This is a genomic window from Acinetobacter sp. YH01021, assembly GCF_013420255.1.
Classification (GTDB): Bacteria; Pseudomonadota; Gammaproteobacteria; order Pseudomonadales; family Moraxellaceae; genus Acinetobacter.
In genome coordinates this window covers 170,071-194,839 of the sequence record NZ_VOYO01000003.1, presented here as the reverse complement: position 1 = coordinate 194,839, position 24,769 = coordinate 170,071, and the positions used below count along the sequence as shown (strand labels likewise).

20 protein-coding genes and 2 tRNA genes are annotated in these 24,769 nt (G+C 45.4%); 6 read left to right on the top strand and 16 right to left on the bottom strand.

Going from position 1 to position 24,769, the window contains the following annotated elements; genetic code table 11:
- Positions 1 to 7: 7 nt before the first annotated feature.
- Both infB and FTT86_RS04170 read left to right on the top strand, forming a co-directional pair.
- The gene (infB, locus tag FTT86_RS04175) at positions 8 to 2,716 is read left to right on the top strand and encodes a translation initiation factor IF-2 (protein WP_114541781.1); all 2,709 of its coding nucleotides are present in this window, start codon (positions 8 to 10) and stop codon (positions 2,714 to 2,716) included.
- Positions 2,716 to 3,120: a ribosome-binding factor A gene (locus FTT86_RS04170; protein ID WP_004281108.1), complete on the top strand. Its 405-nt coding sequence runs from the start codon at positions 2,716 to 2,718 to the stop codon at positions 3,118 to 3,120. The genes infB and FTT86_RS04170 overlap by 1 nt, the downstream gene beginning before the upstream one ends.
- Before the next feature lie 85 nt (positions 3,121 to 3,205).
- Here the strand turns inward: FTT86_RS04170 and FTT86_RS04165 are convergent, their stop codons facing one another.
- The 11 genes from FTT86_RS04165 to FTT86_RS04115 form a co-directional block, all read right to left on the bottom strand.
- Entirely contained in the window at positions 3,206 to 3,607 is a 402-nt protein-coding gene (locus FTT86_RS04165) for a Na+/H+ antiporter subunit G (protein ID WP_180180643.1), read from the bottom strand.
- A gap of 10 nt (positions 3,608 to 3,617) precedes the next feature.
- On the bottom strand, positions 3,618 to 3,893 hold the full coding sequence (locus tag FTT86_RS04160) for a monovalent cation/H+ antiporter subunit F (protein WP_005108490.1): 276 nt from the start codon (positions 3,891 to 3,893) through the stop codon (positions 3,618 to 3,620).
- Positions 3,890 to 4,408 carry a Na+/H+ antiporter subunit E gene (locus FTT86_RS04155; RefSeq protein ID WP_180086795.1) on the bottom strand — a complete coding sequence of 173 codons (519 nt, stop codon included), beginning with the start codon at positions 4,406 to 4,408 and terminating at the stop codon, positions 3,890 to 3,892. Before FTT86_RS04155 ends, FTT86_RS04160 begins: the two co-directional genes overlap by 4 nt.
- Positions 4,408 to 6,216 (bottom strand): monovalent cation/H+ antiporter subunit D, encoded by a 1,809-nt coding sequence (locus tag FTT86_RS04150; RefSeq protein WP_180180642.1) that lies wholly within the window; start codon positions 6,214 to 6,216, stop codon positions 4,408 to 4,410. The genes FTT86_RS04155 and FTT86_RS04150 overlap by 1 nt, the downstream gene beginning before the upstream one ends.
- Positions 6,216 to 6,581, bottom strand: coding sequence for a Na+/H+ antiporter subunit C (locus FTT86_RS04145; RefSeq protein ID WP_180180641.1), 366 nt, complete (start codon positions 6,579 to 6,581; stop codon positions 6,216 to 6,218). The genes FTT86_RS04150 and FTT86_RS04145 overlap by 1 nt, the downstream gene beginning before the upstream one ends.
- Before the next feature lie 4 nt (positions 6,582 to 6,585).
- Complete coding sequence (locus tag FTT86_RS04140; protein ID WP_180180687.1) at positions 6,586 to 9,423, bottom strand: monovalent cation/H+ antiporter subunit A; 2,838 nt, start codon at positions 9,421 to 9,423, stop codon at positions 6,586 to 6,588.
- A gap of 436 nt (positions 9,424 to 9,859) precedes the next feature.
- Complete coding sequence (locus FTT86_RS04135) at positions 9,860 to 11,242, bottom strand: AAA family ATPase (protein WP_180180640.1); 1,383 nt, start codon at positions 11,240 to 11,242, stop codon at positions 9,860 to 9,862.
- 41 nt (positions 11,243 to 11,283) lie between these two features.
- Positions 11,284 to 12,786 carry a UvrD-helicase domain-containing protein gene (locus FTT86_RS04130; RefSeq protein ID WP_085064364.1) on the bottom strand — a complete coding sequence of 501 codons (1,503 nt, stop codon included), beginning with the start codon at positions 12,784 to 12,786 and terminating at the stop codon, positions 11,284 to 11,286.
- Positions 12,787 to 12,801: 15 nt separating this feature from the next.
- Positions 12,802 to 13,584: a bifunctional phosphoribosyl-AMP cyclohydrolase/phosphoribosyl-ATP diphosphatase HisIE gene (gene hisIE / locus FTT86_RS04125; RefSeq protein ID WP_085064365.1), complete on the bottom strand. Its 783-nt coding sequence runs from the start codon at positions 13,582 to 13,584 to the stop codon at positions 12,802 to 12,804.
- Between the two features lie 226 nt (positions 13,585 to 13,810).
- Positions 13,811 to 14,698 carry an SDR family NAD(P)-dependent oxidoreductase gene (locus FTT86_RS04120; RefSeq protein ID WP_180180639.1) on the bottom strand — a complete coding sequence of 296 codons (888 nt, stop codon included), beginning with the start codon at positions 14,696 to 14,698 and terminating at the stop codon, positions 13,811 to 13,813.
- Positions 14,699 to 14,993: 295 nt separating this feature from the next.
- Positions 14,994 to 16,271, bottom strand: coding sequence for an O-acetylhomoserine aminocarboxypropyltransferase/cysteine synthase family protein (locus FTT86_RS04115; protein ID WP_180180638.1), 1,278 nt, complete (start codon positions 16,269 to 16,271; stop codon positions 14,994 to 14,996).
- 308 nt (positions 16,272 to 16,579) lie between these two features.
- Here FTT86_RS04115 and ettA point away from each other — a divergent pair, with 308 nt between their 5' ends.
- Positions 16,580 to 18,241, top strand: coding sequence for an energy-dependent translational throttle protein EttA (gene ettA, locus FTT86_RS04110; protein ID WP_004281122.1), 1,662 nt, complete (start codon positions 16,580 to 16,582; stop codon positions 18,239 to 18,241).
- A gap of 76 nt (positions 18,242 to 18,317) precedes the next feature.
- On the opposite strand, the gene FTT86_RS04105 is transcribed toward ettA, so the two are convergent.
- The 5 genes from FTT86_RS04105 to FTT86_RS04085 all read right to left on the bottom strand — a co-directional run bounded on the left by FTT86_RS04105 (position 18,318) and on the right by FTT86_RS04085 (position 21,002).
- Entirely contained in the window at positions 18,318 to 18,659 is a 342-nt protein-coding gene (locus tag FTT86_RS04105; protein WP_004281123.1) for a membrane protein, read from the bottom strand.
- A 157-nt stretch (positions 18,660 to 18,816) separates the two neighbouring features.
- Positions 18,817 to 18,892, bottom strand: a tRNA-Glu gene (locus FTT86_RS04100).
- A gap of 38 nt (positions 18,893 to 18,930) precedes the next feature.
- A tRNA-Ala gene (locus FTT86_RS04095) sits at positions 18,931 to 19,006 on the bottom strand.
- Positions 19,007 to 19,069: 63 nt separating this feature from the next.
- Positions 19,070 to 20,572, bottom strand: a complete 1,503-nt coding sequence (gltX, locus tag FTT86_RS04090; protein ID WP_180180637.1) for a glutamate--tRNA ligase — start codon at positions 20,570 to 20,572, stop codon at positions 19,070 to 19,072.
- Between the two features lie 127 nt (positions 20,573 to 20,699).
- Positions 20,700 to 21,002 (bottom strand): hypothetical protein, encoded by a 303-nt coding sequence (locus FTT86_RS04085; RefSeq protein ID WP_004644938.1) that lies wholly within the window; start codon positions 21,000 to 21,002, stop codon positions 20,700 to 20,702.
- A 393-nt stretch (positions 21,003 to 21,395) separates the two neighbouring features.
- On the opposite strand from FTT86_RS04085, the gene FTT86_RS04080 reads away from it, so the two are divergent.
- The 3 genes from FTT86_RS04080 to rsmH all read left to right on the top strand — a co-directional run bounded on the left by FTT86_RS04080 (position 21,396) and on the right by rsmH (position 24,758).
- Entirely contained in the window at positions 21,396 to 22,397 is a 1,002-nt protein-coding gene (locus tag FTT86_RS04080; protein ID WP_180180636.1) for a sulfate ABC transporter substrate-binding protein, read from the top strand.
- A gap of 244 nt (positions 22,398 to 22,641) precedes the next feature.
- Positions 22,642 to 23,661 carry a sulfate ABC transporter substrate-binding protein gene (locus FTT86_RS04075; RefSeq protein WP_129717172.1) on the top strand — a complete coding sequence of 340 codons (1,020 nt, stop codon included), beginning with the start codon at positions 22,642 to 22,644 and terminating at the stop codon, positions 23,659 to 23,661.
- Between the two features lie 185 nt (positions 23,662 to 23,846).
- On the top strand, positions 23,847 to 24,758 hold the full coding sequence (rsmH, locus tag FTT86_RS04070; RefSeq protein WP_180180635.1) for a 16S rRNA (cytosine(1402)-N(4))-methyltransferase RsmH: 912 nt from the start codon (positions 23,847 to 23,849) through the stop codon (positions 24,756 to 24,758).
- Positions 24,759 to 24,769 lie beyond the last annotated feature (11 nt).

Here is a 24,769-nt window from a genome sequence, read left to right as displayed (position 1 = left end):
GTAGTATATGACGGACAAGTCGATTAAAGAGTTAGCCCTCAATGTGGGTCGTCCAGTTGAGAAGCTCCTAGAGCAGGTTCGTGAGGCAGGTTTACCACAGCGTAAAGCTGACGATATTATTACCACCGAACAACAAGACAGCTTGATGAGCCATGTGAAAAAGTCACAGGGTTCAGAAAGCCAAGCAGGGCAAATCACGTTGAAACGTAAAACGACTAGTACGGCTAAAGTAGCCAGTACTTCAGGTAAGGCGAAAACGATTAATGTAGAAGTTCGCAAGAAGCATACATTTGTTAAGCCGGATCCAGAACAGATCAAAGCAGAAGCATTGGCGAAAGCCAAGGCTGAGCAACAGGCCAAAGCTGCGCCTGAACAGAATACAGCGCAAGCTGCTTCTGCTGAAGCTCCAAAAACTGGCGTAAATAACGCGAATAAAGCTTTAGAGGCGATGCGTGCTGCTGCAAAGCAAACCAGCGACAAGCAAGAAGTTTCTAAAGCTGCAGTTGTGGTAAAACGCAAATCAACCAACAAGCCGATTGTGAAGCAAGTTGTTAAACCAACTGAAACCGCTGAACAGAAAAAGGCACGTGAAGCAGAAGCAGCAAAATTAAAAGCTGTTGAAGAAGCGGCACGTCGTAAAGCGGCTGAAGAAGCGCAGCAACGTACGCTTGAACAAATGCGTCAAATGGCGTCCAAGTACACCGCGGAAGATACCACTGCAACGATTCGTGTTGTTGATGATTCTCCTCTGGCTGCCGGCCTTGTTGGTCAGGCATATGAAGACTCTTTTGCCAAAGAAGACCGCGAAATCAAACGTGGTACGAATACGCCGAGCGCGCGTGCACCTAAAAAAGGTGGTCGTCGTGGTCAGGAAGAGCAAAGCTTCAGCAAACAGCCTAAGCGCGGTTTAAAAACTAGCCAGGGCAACAAGCACGGCTTCGAAAAACCTGTGAAAAAACAGGTTTACGATGTTGAAATCGGTGAAACGATTGTCGTTGCTGACTTGGCTGCGAAAATGGCAGTTAAGGTTCGTGAAGTGATTAAATCACTCATGAAAATGGGTGAATTGGTTACTCAGAACCAGGCGATTGATCAAGAAATTGCTGCACTTGTTGTTGAGGAAATGGGCCATAATCCGGTACTGGTTTCTGATACACAAGCTGAAGATAACTTGCTTGAAGCAGCTGAAGAAGCACGTGGTGCGCAATCTACGCGTGCGCCTGTTGTTACCATTATGGGTCACGTTGACCATGGTAAGACATCGCTGCTTGACCGTATTCGTCGTGCCAAAGTGGCTGCTGGGGAAGCGGGCGGTATCACACAGCATATCGGTGCTTACCATGTAACTACTGATAAAGGTATGATTACATTCCTTGATACTCCGGGACACGCAGCATTTACTGCAATGCGTTCACGTGGTGCGAAAGCAACAGATATCGTGGTTCTGGTTGTTGCAGCAGATGATGGTGTAATGCCACAAACTGCAGAAGCAATTGACCATGCACGTGCTGCAGGTACGCCAATCATTGTTGCGATCAACAAGATGGATAAAGAATCTGCTGATCCAGATCGCGTATTGAATGAATTGACTGTGAAAGAAATCGTGCCAGAACAATGGGGTGGTGACGTTCCAGTGGCAATGGTTTCTGCACATACTGGTCAAGGTATTGATGAACTTCTTGATATTATTTCGATTCAAGCTGAACTTCTAGAGCTTAAAGCATCGGAAGAAGGCGCTGCACAAGGTGTCGTAATTGAAGCACGTGTAGACAACAGCCGTGGTGCGGTAACGTCTATTCTGGTTCAAAACGGTACATTGAAAGTAGGTGATCTCGTTCTTGCCGGTTCATCTTATGGTCGCGTTCGTGCGATGACGGATGAAAATGGTCAGCGTATCAAATCTGCAGGTCCTTCGATTCCAGTGGAAATTCTGGGTCTTCCAGAAGCACCAATGGCGGGTGACGAAGTTCTTGTGGTGAGTGACGAGAAGAAAGCACGTGAAGTTGCAGATGCGCGTATGGATCGTGAACGTCAAAAACGTCTTGAGCGTCAATCTGCAATGCGTCTTGAAAACATCATGGCGTCTATGGGCAAGAAAGATGTGCCTATCGTAAATGTTGTGTTGAAAACTGACGTACGCGGTACCTTGGAAGCATTACACGTTGCACTTGCTGAGCTTGCGACTGATGAAGTTAAAGTACGTATCATCGGTTCTGGTGTAGGTGCGATCACTGAGTCTGACGTGACACTGGCTGAATCTTCAGAAGCAGTTCTACTCGGCTTTAACGTACGTGCGGACAACGCTGCGCGTCAAAAAGCAGATGCAGACAGTATCGACATTCGTTACTACTCAATCATCTATCAATTGATTGATGATGTGAAAGCAGCAATGAGCGGTAAGCTTGCACCAGAACATCGTGAAACGATTCTGGGTGTTGCACAAGTACGTGAAGTATTCCACTCAAGTAAGTTTGGTGCGGCTGCGGGCTGTATGGTACTTGAAGGCGTATTGCATCGTAACAAACCGATTCGCGTATTACGTGATGACGTGGTTGTGTTCCAGGGTGAGCTTGAATCTCTTCGTCGCTACAAAGAAGTGGTTGAAGAAGTTCGTGCCGGTATGGAATGTGGTCTTGCGGTGAAAGGCTATAAAGACATCAAAGCACTTGATAAGATCGAAGTGTACGATGTTCAATTGATTAAACGGAGTCTTTAATGGCGGGTAGTCAACGTCTGAAGCGTATGGCGGATACAGTACAACGCGAGTTGTCCGAACTGATCCGTCAAGAGCTGAAAGATCCACGCTTAGGTGGTCTGGTGACCATCTCTGCGGTGAAGGTGAGCCCAGACCTGGGATATGCGGAAGTTTATGTCACTGTGATGGGACGTGAACTTGGCGATGAGCAAAGCCAAGAGGCCAATAAAGAAACTCTGGATGTGTTGAACAAAGCATCTGGTTTCCTGCGCCACGAGCTGAGTCGTCGTATCAAAACCCGTATTACGCCTCGTCTACGTTTCCATTACGATAAGACCAATGCATATGGTAACTATATGTTTGGTCTGATCGCTGAAGCAGTGAAGGACTTACCTGAAGCTGAAGCAAAAAAAGATGATGAATAAGTCTTAGGACTAAAAAAGCCACCTTCGGGTGGCTTTTTTTATCTCTCTATTTTGAGATTTGGGAGAACTGGAATCGCTTGCTCAATTAATCTAAATCATCATTGCGATTGATTTTCTTTTCATAAAAGGTACGACGGCGTGAACGCTGCCAAGGCAGGGGGCGTTCTAGCGTTTCCGGCACTTCGCCACTCAAAGAGCGTAACCGCAAATGCAATGCAGCCTGTGCCATCAGATTGGCGGATACCGGCGCAGTAATAAAGGCAAACAGGGTAATCAGCACTTCAGCAAAACCGAAACGGCCATACATGGCAGAGAAAATAATTGCTGCAATTAAGAAACTGCCGAGGCCCAAAGTACTGGATTTGGTCGGTGCATGCAGACGCATGAACAGATCGGGCAAGCGCACCATCCCAATTCCGCCGACCAGCATAAAGAAAGCACCAATCAATAGAAAAATCGACACCAGTATTTCTAAAATTAAAGACATTTAAAAACTCCTAGTCGATGACATGGCCAGTGGTAAAATAACGCGCCAAGGCTGCGGTAGAGACAAAGCCCAGCATCGCGACCAAGAGAGCGCCTTCAAACAGAAAGGTGCTGCTCCAGTAAATGCCTAAAATCACCACTAGGCAGGTGGCATTCAGAAACAGGGTGTCCAGTGCCAACAGGCGGTCAACAATAGAGGGACCGGTAATCAGACGGATCAGACACAGTAACATGGAGATGGTGACCGCACCCAGACAAATCAATAATGCATAAGGTAGAATCGTCATGCTTTTTCTCCTGATCGTGCATTAAAAATCTCAATGAGCGGGCGTTCATAGCGCTGCTTAATTAGCTCGATTTCGGCCGCTTCATCATCTGTGCTTAAGGCATGCACCAGAATATCACCACGATCCTGGTCAATCCCTGCAGATACCGTGCCCGGTGTGGTGGTAATAATCATCGCCAGCAAGGTGTTGACTTCTTCATGTTCGGTGTCTAAAGGCACTCGGAACCATTTTGGATGCAGATTCTTCGTCGATCCTAGCACCAGTTTTGCGACTTTGATATTGGCTACTACAATATCCCAAACTACGACAAAGAACAGGTGCAGGGCAGGAGTCCACTGGATATTGGGGGTATAGTCAATAAAGGGTTCGACCATACGTGGAATGATCACCGCGAGTAGCAAGGCCATCAGCAGGGTTCCAGCGTCCAGGCTGTGTGCCAGTAAAACCCAGCTCAGTCCTACAATCACAGAAACCAGCGGATGCGGGAACCAGCGTTGAAATAATGATTCAGCCATTAAGGTCCCTCCGCCGGTTTAAGTTGATTATCATCATATTCGGTCTGTTCAATGTGCTGCTGGTCAATCTGGCGTTGCTTGAATTCAGAAATATGTTCACCCTTCAAGGTCGCTTCTGAAATTACATAAGGAATCAGATGCGCATTAGGATCTATCACCTCACCACCATATTTGGTTTCTGGCAAATACTTCGGATCGAATGGCTGGACGCTAATAAACTGACCTTCTGCATCCGGTTTTAACAGCGCGGCTTCATAGACCGAATTGTTTTTGATCTGTTCCGCAGTCTGATAATTATATTGATAAATCGGTCCGGCAAACACCACGTAGGCGGTTAAGCTCGCGAGCAATATATAAATCACCCGGTCATTGCGTGCCGGCGCTTTACTCGGCAGGGCTTCATATTTATGAAACTCTTCAGAATCAAGATCATCTTCAGGTCTGCTCGAACGCCAGAACAGGATAAAACCGACCCGGGTAAAAGCCAGAATACTGAGAAAACTTACCAGCAAAATGGTCAGGATAATAATCATCTGATAATCTGAATTAGCAGAAGCCTGCAAAATAAAGATTTTACCGAAGAATCCACTAAACGGTGGCAGGCCTGCCATCATCAAGGCGATGATGAAATAGACAATCGAAACCAGCTTGTTCTGTTTCATCAGTGGGGCGATTTTAAAATGATCTTTAAATTCGCCACGCTGTGAGGTAATCCAACCCGACAGAATATAAAATGCGGCCGCAATCAGGGTACTGTGTACCAGGTAATATAGCGCACCCGCCCAAGCCGCAGTATTATTCAGGCCAATGGCCACCAAAATCGTTCCGACTGAAGACAGCACCATAAAACCGACAAAACGGCGCAGCCGTTCGGTGCCAATCGCACAGATCACCCCATAGACGGATGTGACCAGGCCAATCACTAGCAGACAGTTCATCAGAATCTGATGGCTATATTCATCATCAAAAACCGTGCCGTTGATCCGCAAAATCGCATAAACCCCGACTTTGGTCATGATGGTAAAGAGCGCGGCAACAGGAGTCGTGGCTACTGCATAGGTTTTGGGTAACCAGAAACCCACCGGCAGCATTGCTGCTTTGATTCCAAACACCACAAACAGCATCAAGCCACCAGCAACCGCCAGTTTATGCTGATCTTCTGCAAGGGTTGGCATCAAACGGGCCACATCGGCCATATTCAGGCTACCGACACTGCCATAAATCATCCCGAGTCCAATCAGGAATAGCGCAGATGCCAGCAGGTTAATGGTGACATAATGAATTCCCAGCTGAAAACGTGCCTTGCCTTGTCCATGCAACAGCAGTACATAAGACGCCATCAGCAGAATTTCAAAGAACACAAACAGGTTGAACAAGTCACCGGTTAGGAATGCACCAGTCAGACCCATCAGCAGGAAATGCACCATGGCATGGAAATAACGGCCGCGTAAGTCCCATTCTTTGCTGGCATACCAGACCACAGGTAAGGCGAGCGCATAGGTCAACACCAGCATCATGGCCGAGAGCTGATCCAGCACCAGCACGATCCCGAATGGTGCTGCCCATTCGCTGAGGGTGTATACGCTGATTTGGCCCTCGCTGCTGTTTATCAGATAGCTAACGGCAATGATCAGGCCCAAGATTCCCGAGAGATGGCTGATACCACGACGCCAGGGTTGACGCCAGTCCGTGATCAGAGAGCCTGCACCCGGATTTCCCAAAAGTACCAAGGCAAAAGCGGTAAAGGCCGGCAAAAGAATGCTGAAAATAGGAGTATGTTGAGTCCAGAAATTGAGAAGATCAGTCATTAAGGCTCATCCTCACGTGGATCAATCTGGGGGATATCTTCTTTTGAGTCAACGTGGTCTGTTCCTGATTCGTAGCGGCTACGCAGTGCCAGTTGGACAATAAAGGCAGTGGTGGCAAAGCCAATCACGATGGCCGTCAGCACCAGTGCCTGAGGTAGAGGGTCAGTCACATTCGCGGCTTCGGTTAATACTGCAGGCGAATTCATCTGAATCCGGCCCATGGCAAATAAAAACAGGTTGACCGCATAACCAATCATGGCCAAGCCCAATACCACCGGCAAGGTACGGGCACGCAGGATCAGATAAATGCCTGTGGCTGTCAGCAGGCCAATCGCAGAGGCTAATAAAAATTCTAAACTGATCATTCTATTATCCTCTTGGTACGGGGCCAGTCATGCTTGAGTGACGTGAATCGCCCAAGACCGAAATCATCAGCATGGTCGCACCGACAACAGTGACATAGACGCCGACATCAAACAGTGCAGCCGAAGCCAGATGCATTTCTCCAATGATGGGCGGAGAGACATAAATATGTGCACTGGTCAGGAATGGACGTGACCAGAACCAGGCCGCGATTCCGGTCAACCCTGCAATCGTTAAGCCGATCCCGATCCAGATTTCATACAGGCGACCGGATTTGGCGCCAAGCAACTGTTCGGTTTTGTCCTGTCCCACTGCAATATATTGAATAATAAGTGCCAGTGAAGTCACTAGTCCGGCAATAAAACCACCGCCCGGCAGGTTATGGCCACGCATAAAGATATACAGGCTGACTACCAGCGCGACCGGCAAAATCCAGGATGCGGTAATACGCAACATCAGCGGGGATGGGTTAAAACGATAGGTCAGGCCCTGAGTCATGGTGGTACCATGCGCACGCATGCCATCCATCAGGCTCAGAACACCAATCGCCGCAATGCCGAGTACAGTAATTTCGCCGAAGGTATCGAAACCACGGAAATCGACCAGAATCACATTCACCACATTGGTGCCGCCGCCCAGAGGAATGGACTGTTGCAGGAAGAACCATGAAATGGAATTGTGATCACGGGTCATGATCAGCCAGGCAATTGCCGCAATCCCGAGACCGCCGCCCAAGGCAATAATGGCATCGCGCCAGCGACGGGTCGGACTCGATTCATACGGAGTTAATTGTGGCAGTAAAGATAAACTCATCAGTAGCAGAACAGTGGTGACCACATCGACCGTAATCTGGGTCAATGCCAGATCGGGCGCCGAAAAGCCGATAAAGACCATAGTGACGACCAGGCCGACTGCACCGCTAATCAGTACCGCTTTAATCCGCTCATGATGGAACCACAGCAGCATCCAGCAGGCAGAGAACAGCAGTAACCACAAGATAATCGCCAGGGCAGGGGCATGGGTCAGCTCGCGCGTACCCGTACCCACCGCATTGCTGAGTAATGGGAACCCCACCAGCCCGACGGTAAAAATTACAATCCACAATAAATAGCTTTGCAATTTGCCATTTTCAGTGGCACGGCGGAAACGGCGTGAATTCAGCAGCAAATTTTTCAAAAACAGGTCGAACAGCACTCGGCCCTGTAAGCGGCCCAGTTTTGGATCCAAGTCGATTTCACGTAAGGCGCCACCTTTGGCGAGAGAAAAGTAAAAGATTATTCCGCCGAGCAGAGCAATCACACTCATCAGCAGGGGCAGGTTGAAACCATGCCAAAGCGCCAGATGAGTACCTTCAAAAGCAAAATTTTGGGTCGTCGCTTGAGTGGTGCTATTGACAATTTTTTCCACCAGAAGAGCGGGTAATAGTCCGACTAAAATACATAAAATTGCCAATAAGGTTGCCGGTGCGCGCATACCAAAGGCAGGCTCATGTGCATCTTTATTTGGGACCTGTTTGCCTAGCGGACCATCGAAAAAGACTCCATGCACCAGTCGAATGGAATAAGCCACCGCAAAAATCCCGGCCAGTGTCGCGACAATAGCGGAGCCGACCATAAGTGGGCCACTTAAACTGGCGACCAGTTCGGTAAAGAACATTTCCTTGGACAGGAAACCATTGGTCAACGGTACACCCGCCATGGATGCTGCCGTGATCATGGTCAATGTTGCGGTAAAGGGCAATAATTGCCATAGGCCAGACAGTTTACGTAAGTCACGAGTCCCGGATTCATGATCGATGATTCCGGCAATCATAAACAGTGCTGCTTTAAAGGTGGCATGGTTAATAATATGGAAAATCGCTGCTGCAACAGCCAATGGTGAACCAATCCCGAGCAGACACATGATCAGACCTAAATGGCTGATAGTTGAATAGGCGAGCAAGCCTTTCAGGTCTTCCTTAAAAATGGCAAAGAAGGCGGCCATGCACAGGGTAAACAGACCGACAAAGGTCACAATATTATGAAACAGTGCAGCACCGGCAAAGATCGGGAGCAAACGTGCGACCAGGAATAAACCGGCTTTGACCATGGTGGCCGAGTGCAAATAGGCAGAGACCGGTGTCGGTGCAGCCATGGCATTGGGCAACCAGAAGTGAAACGGGAACTGCGCACTCTTGGTAAAAGCACCGATTAAAATCAGCAACAAGGTTGGAACAAATAAATAATGGGACTGAATCTGTTCAGTCATCGTCAGGATTTGGTCAAGCTGATAAGTGCCGGTGATTTGACCGAGCAGGACAAAACCGCCCAGCATCGCCAGACCACCCATTCCGGTAATGGTCAGAGCCATACGCGAACCACGTTGCGCCGCTTCGTAATTGCTCCAGTAACCTACCAGCAAGAAGGATGAAATACTGGTCAGTTCCCAGAAAACCAATAAGATAATCAGGTTATTCGACAATGAAATTCCGAGCATCGCCGCCATAAACAGCATCAGCAGGAGATACAGTTTGCTCAGTGAATTTTTTGGATTAAGGTAATAATAGGCATAAATATAAATCAGGGTGCCAATTCCGCTGATCAGCAAGGCAAACAGCAATCCCAGAGAATCCAGGCGAAAACTGAAATCAATGCCGAGCTGGGGCAGCCAGGACCAGGTCTGGGTCATCACTGCACCATCAAAGATGGCAGGCGCCTGACTCAATAATAATAAGAAACTGCTGAGGCTGACACCAATTGCCCCTAAAGCCGTTACCCCGCGCGAAAATTGCTTCAGCCACGAGACAAGGGTTGTGCCTAATACTAACGGTAACAATATAATAATCGGCAGCACACTCGTATCCATTGTCATGATTTAGGTTTTGACCAACCTAAGGTGAATCTTTATCTTTCAAGGATTACAGGACCCCAAGGAGCGACCCAAACTTCTCAATCTTGAAAGCCAAAAGAATATTCAAAAAGAATATAAAACAGTTGTATTGCGCAACTTATAAACGATAGCAAATTCCGATTTTACAATGAAATTCGCAAATAAAACCGATCATATTACAGGATAACAACAACATCAACGTTTTTATGTGGAACTTATAAATTATACGCCGGCTCGGATTTAACAGGCGCTGCATGCTTAAACAGATCATCCAGAAGTGACCGAAAATTAAGATTAAATTGCAGGCATTGATTGTAAATTTGACTCAAAATAGTTTAATCAGGGCAAAAAGAGAATGCTGAAAAGGCTTCCTTGTTTACTCAAACAGTCGCTCTTATTTTTTTGAATCTGTTTAGAGCGACTGAGGTAGCGTCGGATGATGCTCCTGAGCAAGTAAAGCGAGCAATTCTTGTTGCTGTTCCGGATTTAACTGTTGTTGAATCATTTGCAATACAGCAAGCGGTGTGATGGGTTCGGTGACCGTTTCCAATAAAGTATCTTCGGGCGAGATATCTTTATTTCGCTGCAGTTCCAGCTCTGCGTAGATCTGATCAAACTGGGTTTTCATACTTTCAAGATGAATGGGGTGCAGCTGTTTATTTTCCAGTTTCAGACATTGAAAGGCGTGTGCCTGTTCCAGTAATTCAGGCCGGTTGCCGGTCGCAATAATCTGCAAGTTAGGAAAAGCCTGATGCAGGCGTGACAGGATTACTGCTGCCATCTCCTGATCCAGTTGATGATCAATCGCATCAATCAGTAAAACACCTGTACCTTCCTGACATGGAAATAAACTATTGGGATTCAATAGACAAAGACGCCGCACAATATCACCCACCAGCGCAATCCAGTTGCGGATACTGTTGGGCAGTTGCTGGAAGCTAAAGGTCTGTTGCTGATAGGTTACCATCAGTTGCAGCTTGGGCTGGTATTTTAAATAAATCTGGCTGACTTCTGGCAGGATCAGTGACAACGCCTGTTTTAAAGCGCTGAGATTCGGTGCATGCAGATGTGCCTGGGCTTTCTCGATCTGCCGGGCCAGTTCATCTCCGCGAATATCCTCTGGCTGCTGTAAGGCACGCGCCAAAATCTGATCCATAAGCTTAGCACTTTGCGCATTTTCAATATCACTGATTTCACGAAACCATTCAAAAAAACGGGCAAAGGTGGTGAAAGGAATCGCAGTGATTTCATAAGCATGTGCGGACTGGAGAATGGCCGGGTTATTTTTGTTGAGCAGATTGACTTCATTGGTAAAACGTTCAGCAGGATAATAGGCAATCAGGGGCAAGCCGAGCAGGGGATCGTGCAAGCGGGCTTTCTGATACAAGCTGAGCACACTTTCAAGCTGTGAGGTTTCTGCTTTGCTAAAACCCAGCCCCTGACTGTTTAAAGTCTTGTAGATTTGCCATGAACAGCTTTGTAGGTCCGCAGGCTCAGACTGACTGGATTCTGGCAAGCTGCCCATCTCTTCAGGAAAACCAATCTGGATATCGATTTTGGATTGCAGCCGGTTTTGCATGATGTCCTGATCTTGCATCACCAGACCCGCAGCACGGCTATCACGATAACGGGCTGCAAACCAGGTCAATGCCTGATAGCTAAAACGTAAAAGCGTAGTTTTGCCAGTTCCCTGATTGCCCAGAATCAAGGTAACCGGGCATTGCGGATAATTAAACTGAAGCTGAATGTCGAAAAAATGCAGGGTATGTTTCAGTTGAAGCGCTTGGATGTGCATAGATCACCTGTCCTATGATGTTTACATCCATGCCATGCACCTTAACCGACTGCCTGCCGAAGCGACTGCGGCATTTTGATCTTCAGTTGCTGAATCAGGTCATAAATGTGATGAATATTTAAACTCACTTTAGCACGTGTACAGGCCACGTAAAGTAATCTTAATTCTTCATCACTAATTTTATGGTCTTTTTCATTGAGCTTAAACTGATAGTCATCTTCAATATGAACCCGATCCCACTCTAGGCCTTTGGCCTTGTGCGCCGTGGAAATAATATAATCAGCCTGGGCAATTGGTGTGATTTTAGCCAGAGCTTTTTTCAGCGGATCGGTGCCATGTTCGTCCACCAGTTTGACCAGTGGCTTGATGTCACTGCCTTCATTGGTTTCACAATATTCATGGACATCATGCCAGGAATTAAACCAGGCCAGTTCCGGCACATCAACGACACGTTTGCCCTGTTTTAGCATGGCAGCCGCATCGACAAAACGATTCAGTTTGACGTGATCGGCTTGCAGGCTGACTTTATCGCCACGAACTAAACCTGCTAATAACAGTTCCATGGCGCGGGCATTGGTCCGGCATAAAATTGCATCACGCATTTTGGTATGCGGTTTATTCACGACTTTAGAATCTAACAATGGATTGCCGAGTAAAGGCACAGTTTCATTTAAGGCACCTAAAATGGCATTGGCATTCAGGGCAATTTCAGGACCGAAACGAAATGAGGTGGTCAGACGTGATTCAGGTAAAGGCAGTTGCTGCATGGCATTGACTGCACCACGCCAGGCATAAATCTGCTGATGCGCATCTCCGACATAGATCACCTGGGTACTGCGTTGTTTCAGTAAAATCCCCAGCATTAAGGGATCGGCATCCTGGGCTTCATCGAACAGCACATAATCTGCCGGAATATTCGGCTCAGACAGTGCCCAGAGTTTCAGGTAAATGTCATGACCGATGCCGGCCTGATGGTTTGGATCAATTGACTCTAGCCAGCGCCGTTCGACTGCCGGATAAAGCTTCTGCTGCAAGGTCTCGATATCATCTGGATGCAGCCAGCTTGGTGCCTGAATATGCCGTGGGGCAGGGTATTGCGAACTGGTCGAGCAGAAATAACCGACAGCATTGGCGACTAAACTCGCCAGACGCGAAGGCATCAAGACATATTTTTCATATCTTCCGCCCATCATACGGCGCATGGTCATCGGTTCAAGCCGGTATTCTTTGGCAATAAAACTTGGACTCAAGCGTGGCAGACGCAGTTTGTCGGTGACTCCACGTGGAACACTGCGAAACGCCAGCGAGTGAAAAGTACGGCAATCGACACCCCGGTGAAATTTGGCTTGCGCTTCACTGGCAATGGCCTTGTTAAAAGCCAGATACATGCCACGTCTTTGCGGCATGGCATCACTGATCATTTGCAGGGTGGTGGTTTTACCTGTGCCCGCATAGGCAATCACCTTAAAGGATTTGCCCAGACGTGCGTTATCAATAGCAGTCGCCTGCTCATAGGTCGCGGTCGGTTTTTTTAAATCAGACACAGATGAATTCAAGACTTAATGCTGACGATTGGCTTTTTCAACCAGGCCGGACAAGCCTTGGCGACGAGCCAGTTCATTGAGTACCAATTGCACATCCAGATCGAAATAACCCAGCATCACGATGGTATGGAACCACAGATCTGCCACTTCATAGATCAGATCATTTTTATGGTCTGCAGAAGCATCCTGATCAAAGTCTTTGGCTGCCAGCACAGTTTCAAAGCTTTCTTCGCCGACTTTTTCTAAAATCTTGTTCAAGCCTTTATGGTACAGCTTGGCCACATAAGATGAATCTGGATCAGCCTGTTTGCGTTCTGCCATCATTTGGCCCAGATAAGACAGGACTTCAACCTGTTCTGATTGAACGGTTGATGCTTCCATCGCCAGCGTATGCGGATTTGTGGATTTTTCACCATAAATCGCAGACGGGTCTTTCAACTGTGCATCGACAATTTCCCAGCCATTTGGCGTGAGCTTGCGATAGAAGCATGATTCACGGCCAGTATGGCAGGCAATGCCACCATGCTGTTCAATTTGCAGCACAATCACATCGGCATCACAGTCCAGACGGATTTCATGTACGGTCTGAAAATGTCCTGATTCTTCGCCCTTATGCCATAACTTGTTGCGTGAACGGGAGAAATACACTGCCTGATTTTTTTCGGCAGTTAAAGCCAAGGCTTCACGGTTCATCCAGGCCACCATCAACACACGTCCAGTTTGATGATGCTGGGCAATGGCAGGGACTAATCCTTGTTCGTTAAATTTTACTTCATCGAGCCATTGCGCGTTATTCATAAGGGTTTCCATCATTTCAATCAAAATATAAAAATACGGATAGGAAATATCCGCTGATAGTGTACGTGATCTCGCAGCATTTGCGGCAAAAATCTGTGTTGATCGGGACAGGCTGTGTCGTGGTTTTTTAAATCAGTCCACTTTATTCCAGATCTTGCAAAACTGAGACATAGAAAAGCCGCCCTGTCGGCGGCTCGTATTTCCATTAAATTATCCGTAGGAACAATTACCAGTGTTCGCCCGGGAACAGACGTGCATATGCTTTTTGCACCAAGTTTAATTTTTGTGGTTGGCCCACAGATGCAGTTGAACTTGGGAACAGGTTATAACCAATCGACATCAAGACATTGTTGATATCCGGTGCAATTGAATAGGTAATGGAAGCCAGGCGGCCCAAACCGGTCGCCACTTTTTTCGGACGTTTGACAATTGCATAGGCAATCAGGTCAGCCGCCTGTTCCGGAGAAAGCGTCGGGACATATTTATACATTTTGGTCGGTGCAATCATCGGGGTGCGTACTAAAGGCATATAGATCGATGTGATTGCGATTTTGTGCGAATGCACTTCTGCAGACAGGCAGCGGCTAAAGGCATCCAGCGCAGCTTTTGATGCGACATAGGCCGAAAAGCGGGTGGCATTGGCCAGTACGCCAATCGAACTGATATTAATAATATGACCCGCACGACGAATCATCATTTGCGGCAGGATATTCATGACCAGACGCACCGCGCCGAAATAGTTCAGCTGCATGGTCCGTTCAAAATCATGAAAACGATCTACTGACTCGTGTACCGCACGGCGAATCGAACGACCTGCATTATTGATCAGAATATCAATATGATCGACTGAGGCAATAATCTGTTTGGAAACTTCATCAATTGCTTCCATATTGTTTAAATCACATGGAAAGATTGAGGCTTTGCCGCCTTTAGCTTCAATTTCTGATTTTACTTGTTCTAGGGTTTCCTGAGTACGGGCTACCAGTAAAACATGGGCACCTGCATCAGCCAGTTGATGTGCTGTCGTTAAACCAATACCGCTGGATGCACCGGTAATCAGGACGGTTTTACCTGCAACACGTTTTTCCAGTTGTTTGTGTAGTCTATTTTTCACGTTTGTTATCCCTAATTTGAAGTCAGCGTTCAAATTATTTTTATTAAAGATCTATGGCGCTCTAACAGAAGATGAGAGCGAAGGTGAGTCCAGATATGATAACCAATTCTTCAAGAAAATCTATAAATTAAACTATTGAAATTAAAATAAAAATTAGAGTAATTGCTCTATTTGTGTTCACTCTTTCATTTAACTTTTAACATGAAAATAAAAAGCAAAGCAAGTGGCTGTTTTAGAAAATAAATAAAAAAACCTCACCAAAATGATGAGGTTTCGAAGCGGCTCGGGCACCTTTTTAAACGGCCGCCAGCGCCTGTTCCAGATCGGCAATCAGGTCATCACTATGTTCAATCCCGATGGATAAACGCACCATATCTTCACTGACACCTGCCGATTTTAACTCCTCGGCATTGAGCTGACGATGCGTGGTGGTCGCCGGATGGCAGGCCAGACTTTTAGCATCGCCGATATTAACCAGACGTGTAAACAGTTGCAGGGCATCAATAAAACGTGTGCCGCCTTCGAGACCATGTTCTACCCCAAAGGTCAGAATGGCAGACGGTTTACCTTTCACATATTTCTGTGCCAAGGCATGCTGTGGGTGATCTTTCAGGCCGGCGTAATTAACCCATTTCACTTTAGGATGTTTTTGCAGATATTCAGCGACTTTCAGTGCGTTTTCGGTATGACGTTCCATACGCAAGCTTAAAGTTTCCAGACCTTGCAGAATCAGAAACACATTCTGCGGGCTGATCGCAGCGCCGGTATTACGCAGTGGCACTACACGCGCACGGGCGATATAAGCTGCTTCTCCCAAAACTTCGACATAGTTCACGCCATGGTAGCTTGAGTCAGGCGTATTCAGGGCAGGGAAACGTTCGGGGTATTTACCCCACGGGAATTTACCGCTATCCACAATAATGCCGCCAATTGAATTGCCATGACCGCCGATATATTTGGTCAGAGAATGCACGATAATATCTGCGCCGAAATCGAAAGATTTTTGAAGTACTGGGGTGGCAACAGTATTATCGACAATGACCGGCACGCCATATTCGTGCGCAATTTTAGAGATTTCTTCCAGATCAATAATATTACCCAGCGGGTTACCAATCGATTCCACAAAAACCAGTTTGGTTTTTTCATCAATCAAGTCATGCAGACTTTCCGGTTGTTCATAATCAAAGAAACGGACTTCAATACCCTGTTTGGGCAGGGTGTGCGCAAAAAGATTATAGGTACCTCCGTAAAGCGTTGACACAGAAGCAATGTTGTCACCCGCTTCCGCAATGGTCTGAATCGCATAAGTAATCGCAGCCATGCCAGAGGCCAAAGCCAGTGCTCCGATCCCGCCTTCCAGTGCTGCAACACGTTGTTCCAGAACCGCAGTGGTCGGGTTCATAATTCGGGTATAGATATTGCCCTGAACCTTTAAATCAAAGAGATCGGCCCCATGTTGAGTATTGTCAAAGGCATAAGACGTGGTTTGGTAAATCGGCACTGCCACAGCTTTGGTGGTTGCTTCTGGGGTATAACCTGCATGAATCGCAAGAGTTTCTGCTTTATAACTCATTCTGTTTGATCTTCTTGTTTAAGTTTATGGCTTGAGTGTAGCATTTTCACATATGAGTAAAAGTGCAATTTTATTGAAATAAATATATGAAATATTCATATATCGGCCTGGATTTGAGTCATTTATTTTACTGAAAACAACTGTTTAAAAAAACATCAGCAATAAACTTGTAACAATGCATTGAAGTTCATGGCAATGGCTTATGTTTTCGCAGCTTTCTGCGTATAATAGCCGATTATTTTTTCGCTCATTTTTGAGCTGGGGTGGTTGTTTTAACCCCATTTGGTTTTTCAGTTGAGGAGTCCTACGTGGCCCAATATATTTACACGATGAACCGAGTGTCGAAGATGGTTCCGCCTAAGCGCGAAATCCTGAAAGACATCTCCTTATCATTTTTCCCAGGCGCTAAAATTGGTGTGCTTGGTTTAAACGGTGCAGGTAAATCTACCTTGCTTCGTATTATGGCGGGCGTAGATAAAGATTTCTCTGGTGAAGCGCGTGCACAGCCAGGTACAAAAATCGGTTATCTTGAGCAAGAACCACCTTTAGATGAAACTAAAGACGTTCGTGGTAACGTCGAAGATGGTTTGCGTGAACCGCTTGATGCTTTAGCTCGTCTGGATGAAGTCTTTGCTGAATATGCAGCAGAAGATGCAGATTTCGATGCACTTGCGAAAGAGCAAGAGAAGCTTGAAGCGATTATCCAGACTTGGGATGCGCATAACCTTGCCAACCAGATGGATCAAGCGGCTGCAGCATTGAACCTGCCAGCTTGGGATGCAGATGTATCTAAGCTTTCAGGTGGTGAACGCCGTCGTGTGGCACTTTGCCGTTTACTTCTGTCTAAACCAGACATGTTGCTTCTCGATGAACCAACGAACCATTTAGATGCTTCATCTGTATCTTGGTTGGAACGTTTCTTGAAAGACTTCCCAGGTACCATCGTCGCGATTACGCATGACCGTTACTTCCTGGATAACGTAGCTGAATGGATTCTTGAGCTTGACCGTGGTATGGGTATTCCGTATCAAGGTAACTATTCTTCTTGGCTTGAGCAGAAAAATGCCCGTTTAGAGCAAGAGAACAAGCAGGAAGAATCTTTTGCTAAAGCATTGAAAAAAGAACTTGAATGGGTTCGTTCAAATGCCAAAGGTCAGCAAAAGAAAAACAAAGCGCGTATGGAGCGTTTTGAAGAGCTTAACTCACGCGAATTCCAGCAGCGTAACGAAACCTCTGAAATCTACATTCCACCTGGTCCACGTCTGGGCAACAAGGTTGTAGAAGTTGAAGGCATCAGCAAATCGTTTGGTGATCGCTTACTGTACAAAGATTTAACGTTCACAGTACCACCTGCTGCCATTGTGGGTATTGTGGGTGAGAACGGTGCAGGTAAAACTACGCTATTCCGTATGATGACTGGCGAACAGCAACCAGATACCGGTACGGTAACGCTGGGTGAATCGGTTAAAGTGGCTTATGTCGGTCAGATCCGTGACACCTTAGATAACAACAAAACCGTTTGGGAAGAAGTGTCTGGTGGTTTAGATATCTTGAAGATTGGTGATTACGAAATCGCATCTCGTGCGTATATCGGTCGCTTTAACTTTAAAGGCCAGGATCAGCAAAAACGCGTAGGTCAATTATCAGGTGGTGAACGTAACCGTTTACAACTTGCGAAAATCCTGCAAATGGGTGCAAACGTGATCTTGCTGGATGAACCATCGAACGACTTGGACATCGAAACCTTGCGTGCACTTGAGGATGCCATTCTGGTATTCCCGGGTACTGTGATGGTGATCTCGCATGACCGTTGGTTCCTGGATCGTATTGCAACGCACATCTTGTCATTTGAAGGTGAAACCCCTGAATTCTTCACTGGTAACTATGCTGAGTTTGAAGAATATCGCCGTAAGCGTGATGGTGATGATCTTGTAGCGAAGCGTCAAAAATATCGCAAAATCGGTGTTTAATCATCTCCGACTTTTGTAAATAAAAAACCAGCCTCAGGGCTGGTTTTTTTATGTTTATTATATGGTGGAGGGTAAATTAGATTTCCCACTCATGATTACATTCACGGCATTTCCATTTCTTTTGTGTTTGCATGAATGCCTGCATTGAAATTTTAAAATCAGGTAAGTCCTTATAGAACATAAAGCCTGCGATCAAAGAAAGAATAAAGACGATCACAGTCGCAGTCTGTAAAGTGGTACCTGCACCATCGCCAAAAATCCACATCGCGATGCTAATAATCACCAGCAATAGCAACAGGAACAGGGCAGGAACCAGAAACATTAAGCTTTTAGGAACCACTGGACGTGGAGCTGCTTGACCTGGCTGGGCCACTGGCATGATTTTCGGGCTTTGACACTTAGGGCAACGATATTGCATTACAACTCCAAAATTCTAAATTACTGATTATTTTATCGGAAGATGCGAAGAAACCGAAATATTGCCCAACATAAAATATACAGGCAATAAAAAACCCAAGTCGCAATGCTTGGGTTTTTTATAAGATGACCATAATATATTATGGTCATCTTGAATATGGCGTCCCTACGGGGATTCGAACCCCGGTTACCGCCGTGAAAGGGCGATGTCCTAGGCCTCTAGACGATAGGGACAATTGAGGCAAATAACACAGCTAAAGCAAGACTTGATTTGGTGGAGTCAAGGAGGATCGAACTCCTGACCTCTACAATGCCATTGTAGCGCTCTACCAACTGAGCTATGACCCCAGTCTGTGTGAGCGCTATATTAGGGATATCGCGCTCACACGTCAACACAAAAATTAATTAAGCTTAATCAACTGCTTCATTTTTCGGCAACTTTAAGCTTTCATTGAGTTTTTCCCAGACTTTCAGCTCTTTTTTGCTTGGACCACCGACAATTTCCAGCGCATGACGTAAACGTGCAAAGGTTAAATCAGGACCAATGGTCACCATCGTTTGCATCACGGGTGTAGACGCAGTCGAACCGGCGATCGCAATAAAGAACGCAGGCATGAAATCACGTAACTTGATTTCCATCTGTGTCGCCAAGTCCATCAAGGTCTGGCTCACCGTGTCGTTATTCCAAGTAAACAGGCTTTCTAAACGCCAAATTGCGAATTGAAGACTTTGACGTACCTGTTCATCCGACAGTTTCTTGCTTTCAAACTGTTCTTTAGACAGGGTCGGGAAATGGTTGAAATAATGTGCAGACCAGTTCACAGCTTCAGACAGCAGGTTAATACGCGGTTGAATCGCAGCTGCAATTTCTTCTAATTTGGCACGATCTGCTTTCCAGGCCAATAAGGTGTCTAGAAGTTCAGCCGGGCTGAGTGCCTTGATCCATTGACCATTTAACCAGTTCAATTTCTCAACATCAAAGATCGGACCACCGAGGGATACACGTTTGATATCAAAATGTTCAATCATTTCAGCCAGAGTGAATTTTTCACTTTCATCTGGCATTGACCAGCCCATGCGACCCAAGTAGTTCAACAAGGCTTCAGGCAGTACACCGATGTCTCTATAGTAGTTAATTGAAGTCGGGTTTTTACGTTTAGATAGTTTTGATTTGTCTGGATTACGTAGTAGTGGCATGTGGCAGAGTACCGGCATGTCCCAACCGAAATATTGATACAGCAACTGATGTTTCGGCGCAGATGGAATCCATTCTTCACCACGAATTACGTGGGTGATTTGCATCAAATGATCATCTACTACGTTAGCCAAGTGGTAGGTTGGTAGGCCATCGGTTTTCAGCAGGATTTGCATGTCTACTTGCGCCCATGGAATTTCCACTTCGCCACGCAGCATGTCATTGAATTTACATACACCTTCAGTCGGTACTTTCATGCGAATCACATGTGGTTCACCAGCGGCCAAACGACGCTCCACTTCTTCTTCAGAAAGATTTAGACCACGACCATCATAACGTGGCGACTCTCCACGTGCCTGCTGTTCTGCACGCATTTGATCCAGTTCTTCTGCAGTTGCGAAACAATAGAAGGCATGACCTTTCTCTACCAGTTCCAAGGCATAATTTTTATAGATATCCATACGTTCTGACTGACGGTATGGCGCATGCGGGCCACCGACATCAGGACCTTCAGACCAGTTCAGACCCAGCCAGCGCAATGAATCCAGGATCATTTTTTCAGATTCAAGCGTTGAACGCAGTTGGTCAGTATCTTCAATACGAAGAATGAATTCACCGCCATGCTGTTTAGCAAAACATAAGTTAAACAAGGCGATATAGGCAGTACCTACATGCGGAAAACCAGTAGGAGAAGGTGCAATACGAGTACGAACAGTCATAACCGGATCTAATCTTAGATATAAAATTGCAGCTATTATAGCGAAAAAGCCACATCACTTAATGCTTTATTCAACATTGAGTGATGTGGCTTTTAAATCTGGGAATATTCAGCGCTGTTGAGGCTGATTAAGAATGAGCGTTCGAAAAAATACTTTGGACAAAGCGGGTGAAGCGGTAATTCTGTTCTGCAAAGAAACTTTGCGAAGGTGCGACTTTAAATGCAGTTAAGACTTTTAGATTATCTTCTGTTTGAAGTGTTTTTTCAGTTTTTTGTTGCTGAATCGCTTTTTCAATCGGCGAAGTCTTGCTTTCAACAGTGCTTACTGTAGGCTTCGGCAAATCTGTCTTCACAACGACGGCATGACCGAGTTGAATCGAGAACAACATAATCAGGCTTAGGATGCTGGCTGTGAATAATGTAAATTTCATATCCAAACTTCCTCCTTACTTCTGGTTGGTTTTATTTTGTTAAAAATGTTTTTTTAATACTCTGTCTACAATTTAATCACAGTTGATCATAAAGAAGTAGAACCAAGTCACATTTTTTACAAAAGAAATAATATAACTCTGTGGAAAATTACCAAAAATCGTAATTTCCTGTTTTAGTGGCCTATTTTTAACAGACAACTGTGAAGAGAACGTGAAGAACTGTCTTATATTGTAGCAGAAGATTACTTTTCTAGCAGAATATGTATCCGAATTTAATTGTTAGTAGATATCTCAAAATCAGAAATAGATTATAGATATTGTTATAAATATATGATTGTCATGTTTATTTTTGATTTGTATAGTGTATGTCATATAAACACTGAGTTACATCAGATGAAAAAAATAATAGCATCCGCAATCTTGACAATTTTAGTTGGAACAGCTGTACAGAATTCCGTCGCCAAAGATTTCCTGAATGTCTCTTATGATCCGACCCGTGAATTTTATCAGGAATATAATGAAGAATTTGGCAAGTTCTGGAAGCAGAAAACCGGACAGAAGGTCAATTTTAAACAGTCACATGGTGGTTCAGGCAAGCAGGCGCGTTCAGTGGTCGATGGTTTGCAGGCCGATGTCGTAACCTTGGCCTTAGCCAATGATATCGAAGAAATCGTCAATGCAGGTTTAATAGAGAAAGGTTGGCAAAAAGAGTTTCCGAGTAATTCGGCACCTTATACCTCTACGATTGTATTCTTGGTGCGTAAAGGGAATCCGAAGCAAATCAAAGACTGGAATGATCTGACCAAAGCGGGTGTGGACATTATTACCCCAAACCCGAAAACCGGTGGTGCGCCGCGTTGGATCTACCTGTCTGCTTGGGGTTATGCACTGAAACAGCCCGGCGGTAATGATGCGAAAGCCAAAGAGCTGGTGAAAAAACTTTATCAAAATGTCAAAGTGTTAGATTCCGGTGCCCGTGGTTCACTGACCACGTTTGCCGAGCGCGGCATTGGTGATGTGCTTTTATCCTGGGAAAATGAAGCTTTGCTGGCGACCCAAGGTCTGGGTAAAGACAAATACGATATCGTCTATCCATCGATTTCAATTCTGGCCGAGCCATCGGTAGCGATTGTCGATAAGAACGTGAATAAAAATGGGACTACCCATCTGGCAAAAGGCTATTTGAACTATTTATATTCACCAAAAGGGCAGGAGCTTGCTGCGAAATATTTCTTCCGCCCGCGGGATGCCAAAGTCGCTGCTAAATATTCAGCCCAGTTCCCGAAAATACAGACCTTTACCATTGATAAAGTTTTTGGTGGTTGGGCCAAAGCGCAAAAAACGCATTTTATCAATGGGGCGATTTATGACCAGATTTACAATGAAAAAAGATAAGTAAGCGGTCTTCTAAATAGAATAAAGAAAATGGCTAAAGTGTTATCCATTTTCTTTATATCTAATGCATAAAATTCTATATATTAGATATAAGTAGAATAATAAATTGTATTTTCCTTTTAAAAACAAAATATTAAGTCAGAAAAAACTTTCATTTTATCGTGTTGTGATGTTGTAGGGTGAATTGCGATAAATGATTTTATTTCATATAGTTATATCTAATGAAGATAAACTCTGTGCTGCCATGAAAATTCAATTAAAATCGTTATTTAGTGCTGCCTTATTGGCGACTGGTTTAGGCATGACCGCGACTGCTTCACAAGCAGCAGACCGTCAGTTTCTGAATGTATCCTATGATGCCACGCGTGAGTTCTATGATGAATTTAACAAATCATTTGGGGCTTACTGGAAAAACCGCACCGGTCTGGATGTGAATTTTAAGCAGTCACATGGCGGTTCGGGCAAACAGGCACGTTCTGTGGTCGATGGCCTGAAAGGTGATGTGGTGACCTTGGCACTCGCCAATGACATTGAAGAAATTGTGAAATCTGGCCAGATTCAACCAGGCTGGCAAAAGGAATTCCCACACAACTCGGCACCTTATACCTCGACGATCGTATTCATGGTACGCAAGGGTAACCCAAAAGGTATCAAGGACTGGAATGACTTAACCAAACCAGGCGTGCAAATTATTACGCCAAACCCGAAAACGGGTGGTTTGCCGCGTTGGGTGTATCTGTCTGCATGGGGTTATGCCGAGAAACAGCCAGGCGGCAATAAAGCTAAAGCACAGGATTTTGTTGGCAAACTTTATAAGAACGTGAAAGTGATGGATTCTGCTGCACGTGCTTCAATGACCACCTTTGCCGAGCGTGGAATTGGCGATGTATTGCTGACTTGGGAAAATGAAGCCTTGGTCACGCAAAAAACCTTGGGTAAAAACAAGTTTGATATCGTTTATCCATCGATTACGATTTTGACTGAACCGTCAGTGGCGATTGTGGATCGTACGGTAGAGAAAAATGGCAATAAATGGTTAGCAACAGGTTATATCAATTACCTGTATTCACCCTTGGGTCAGGAAATGGCAGCTAAACATTTCTATCGTCCACGTAATGAAAAAGTATTAGCCAAATATTCAGCACAGTTCCCGAAAATCAAAACCTTTACCATTGATGAAGTCTTTGGTGGTTGGGCCAATGCACAGAAAACCCATTTTGTGAATGGTGCAATTTTCGACCAGATTTATAACAGCAAACGTTAATTGATCTGCGAAGTCATCTGGATTGAAAAAAGCCTCCGAAACTGGAGGCTTTTTTTTGTGGTAAAAAATGCTAAAACGGTTTTCTCTATAGAAAGTAATATTTATCTACAAAAAGTCGTTTGGAGCTTTGCCTAAACAGGGTGATAATGTGCAGTTAAATTTTTCCCCCTATTGATTGAGTTTTTATGTCACATATTTCTGTATTACTTCACGAAACGATTGATGCCTTGTTGGCGGGTCGCAATACGGGAACTTATGTGGATGGAACCTTTGGCCGTGGTGGACATACGCGTTTATTGCTGTCCAAATTAGATGAAAATGCACGTGTCTATGCCTTTGATAAAGATCCGCAAGCACTGGCTGTAGCGGCTGAACTCGAACAAGAAGATTCACGTTTTAAAATTATTCATGCCAGCTTTGCTGATCTGAAAGATGCATTGGCTGAGTTGGGCATTGAACAGGTCGATGGGTTAATGGCGGATCTCGGTGTTTCTTCACCGCAGCTGGATCAGGCTGAACGTGGTTTCAGTTTTATGAAAGATGGCCCGCTGGATATGCGCATGGATAACTCGCAAGGTCCAACCGCAGCAGAATGGCTGACCCAGATTGAAGAAGAAGCCCTGGCGAATATCATTTTTAAATATGGTGAAGAGCGTTATAGTCGCCGTATTGCCAAGGCAATTAAGGCTGCCGGATATATTGATACCACGGCAAAGCTGGCTGATATTGTAAAAGTAGCACACCCGAAATGGGAAAAAAATAAGCATGCTGCGACCCGTACTTTCCAGGCAATTCGTATTGCTATTAATAAGGAATTAGAAGATATTGAAATCTTCTTGCCTCAGGCCGTTGAAATCTTGAAACCTGAAGCACGTTTGGCGGTGATTAGCTTCCATTCACTGGAAGACCGTTTGATTAAACAATTTATTCAAAAAGAGTCAACGCTTGAAGAGGATTCAGGCTGGGGAATGCCACAACAACAGAAAGATACGCGACGTTTAAAGAAAGTTTCTCGTGTTAAAGCCAGTGATGAGGAGGTCAAAGCCAATCCTCGTTCACGTAGCGCATGGCTCCGGGTAGCAGAACGTTTAGCTTAATAGGCAGATCA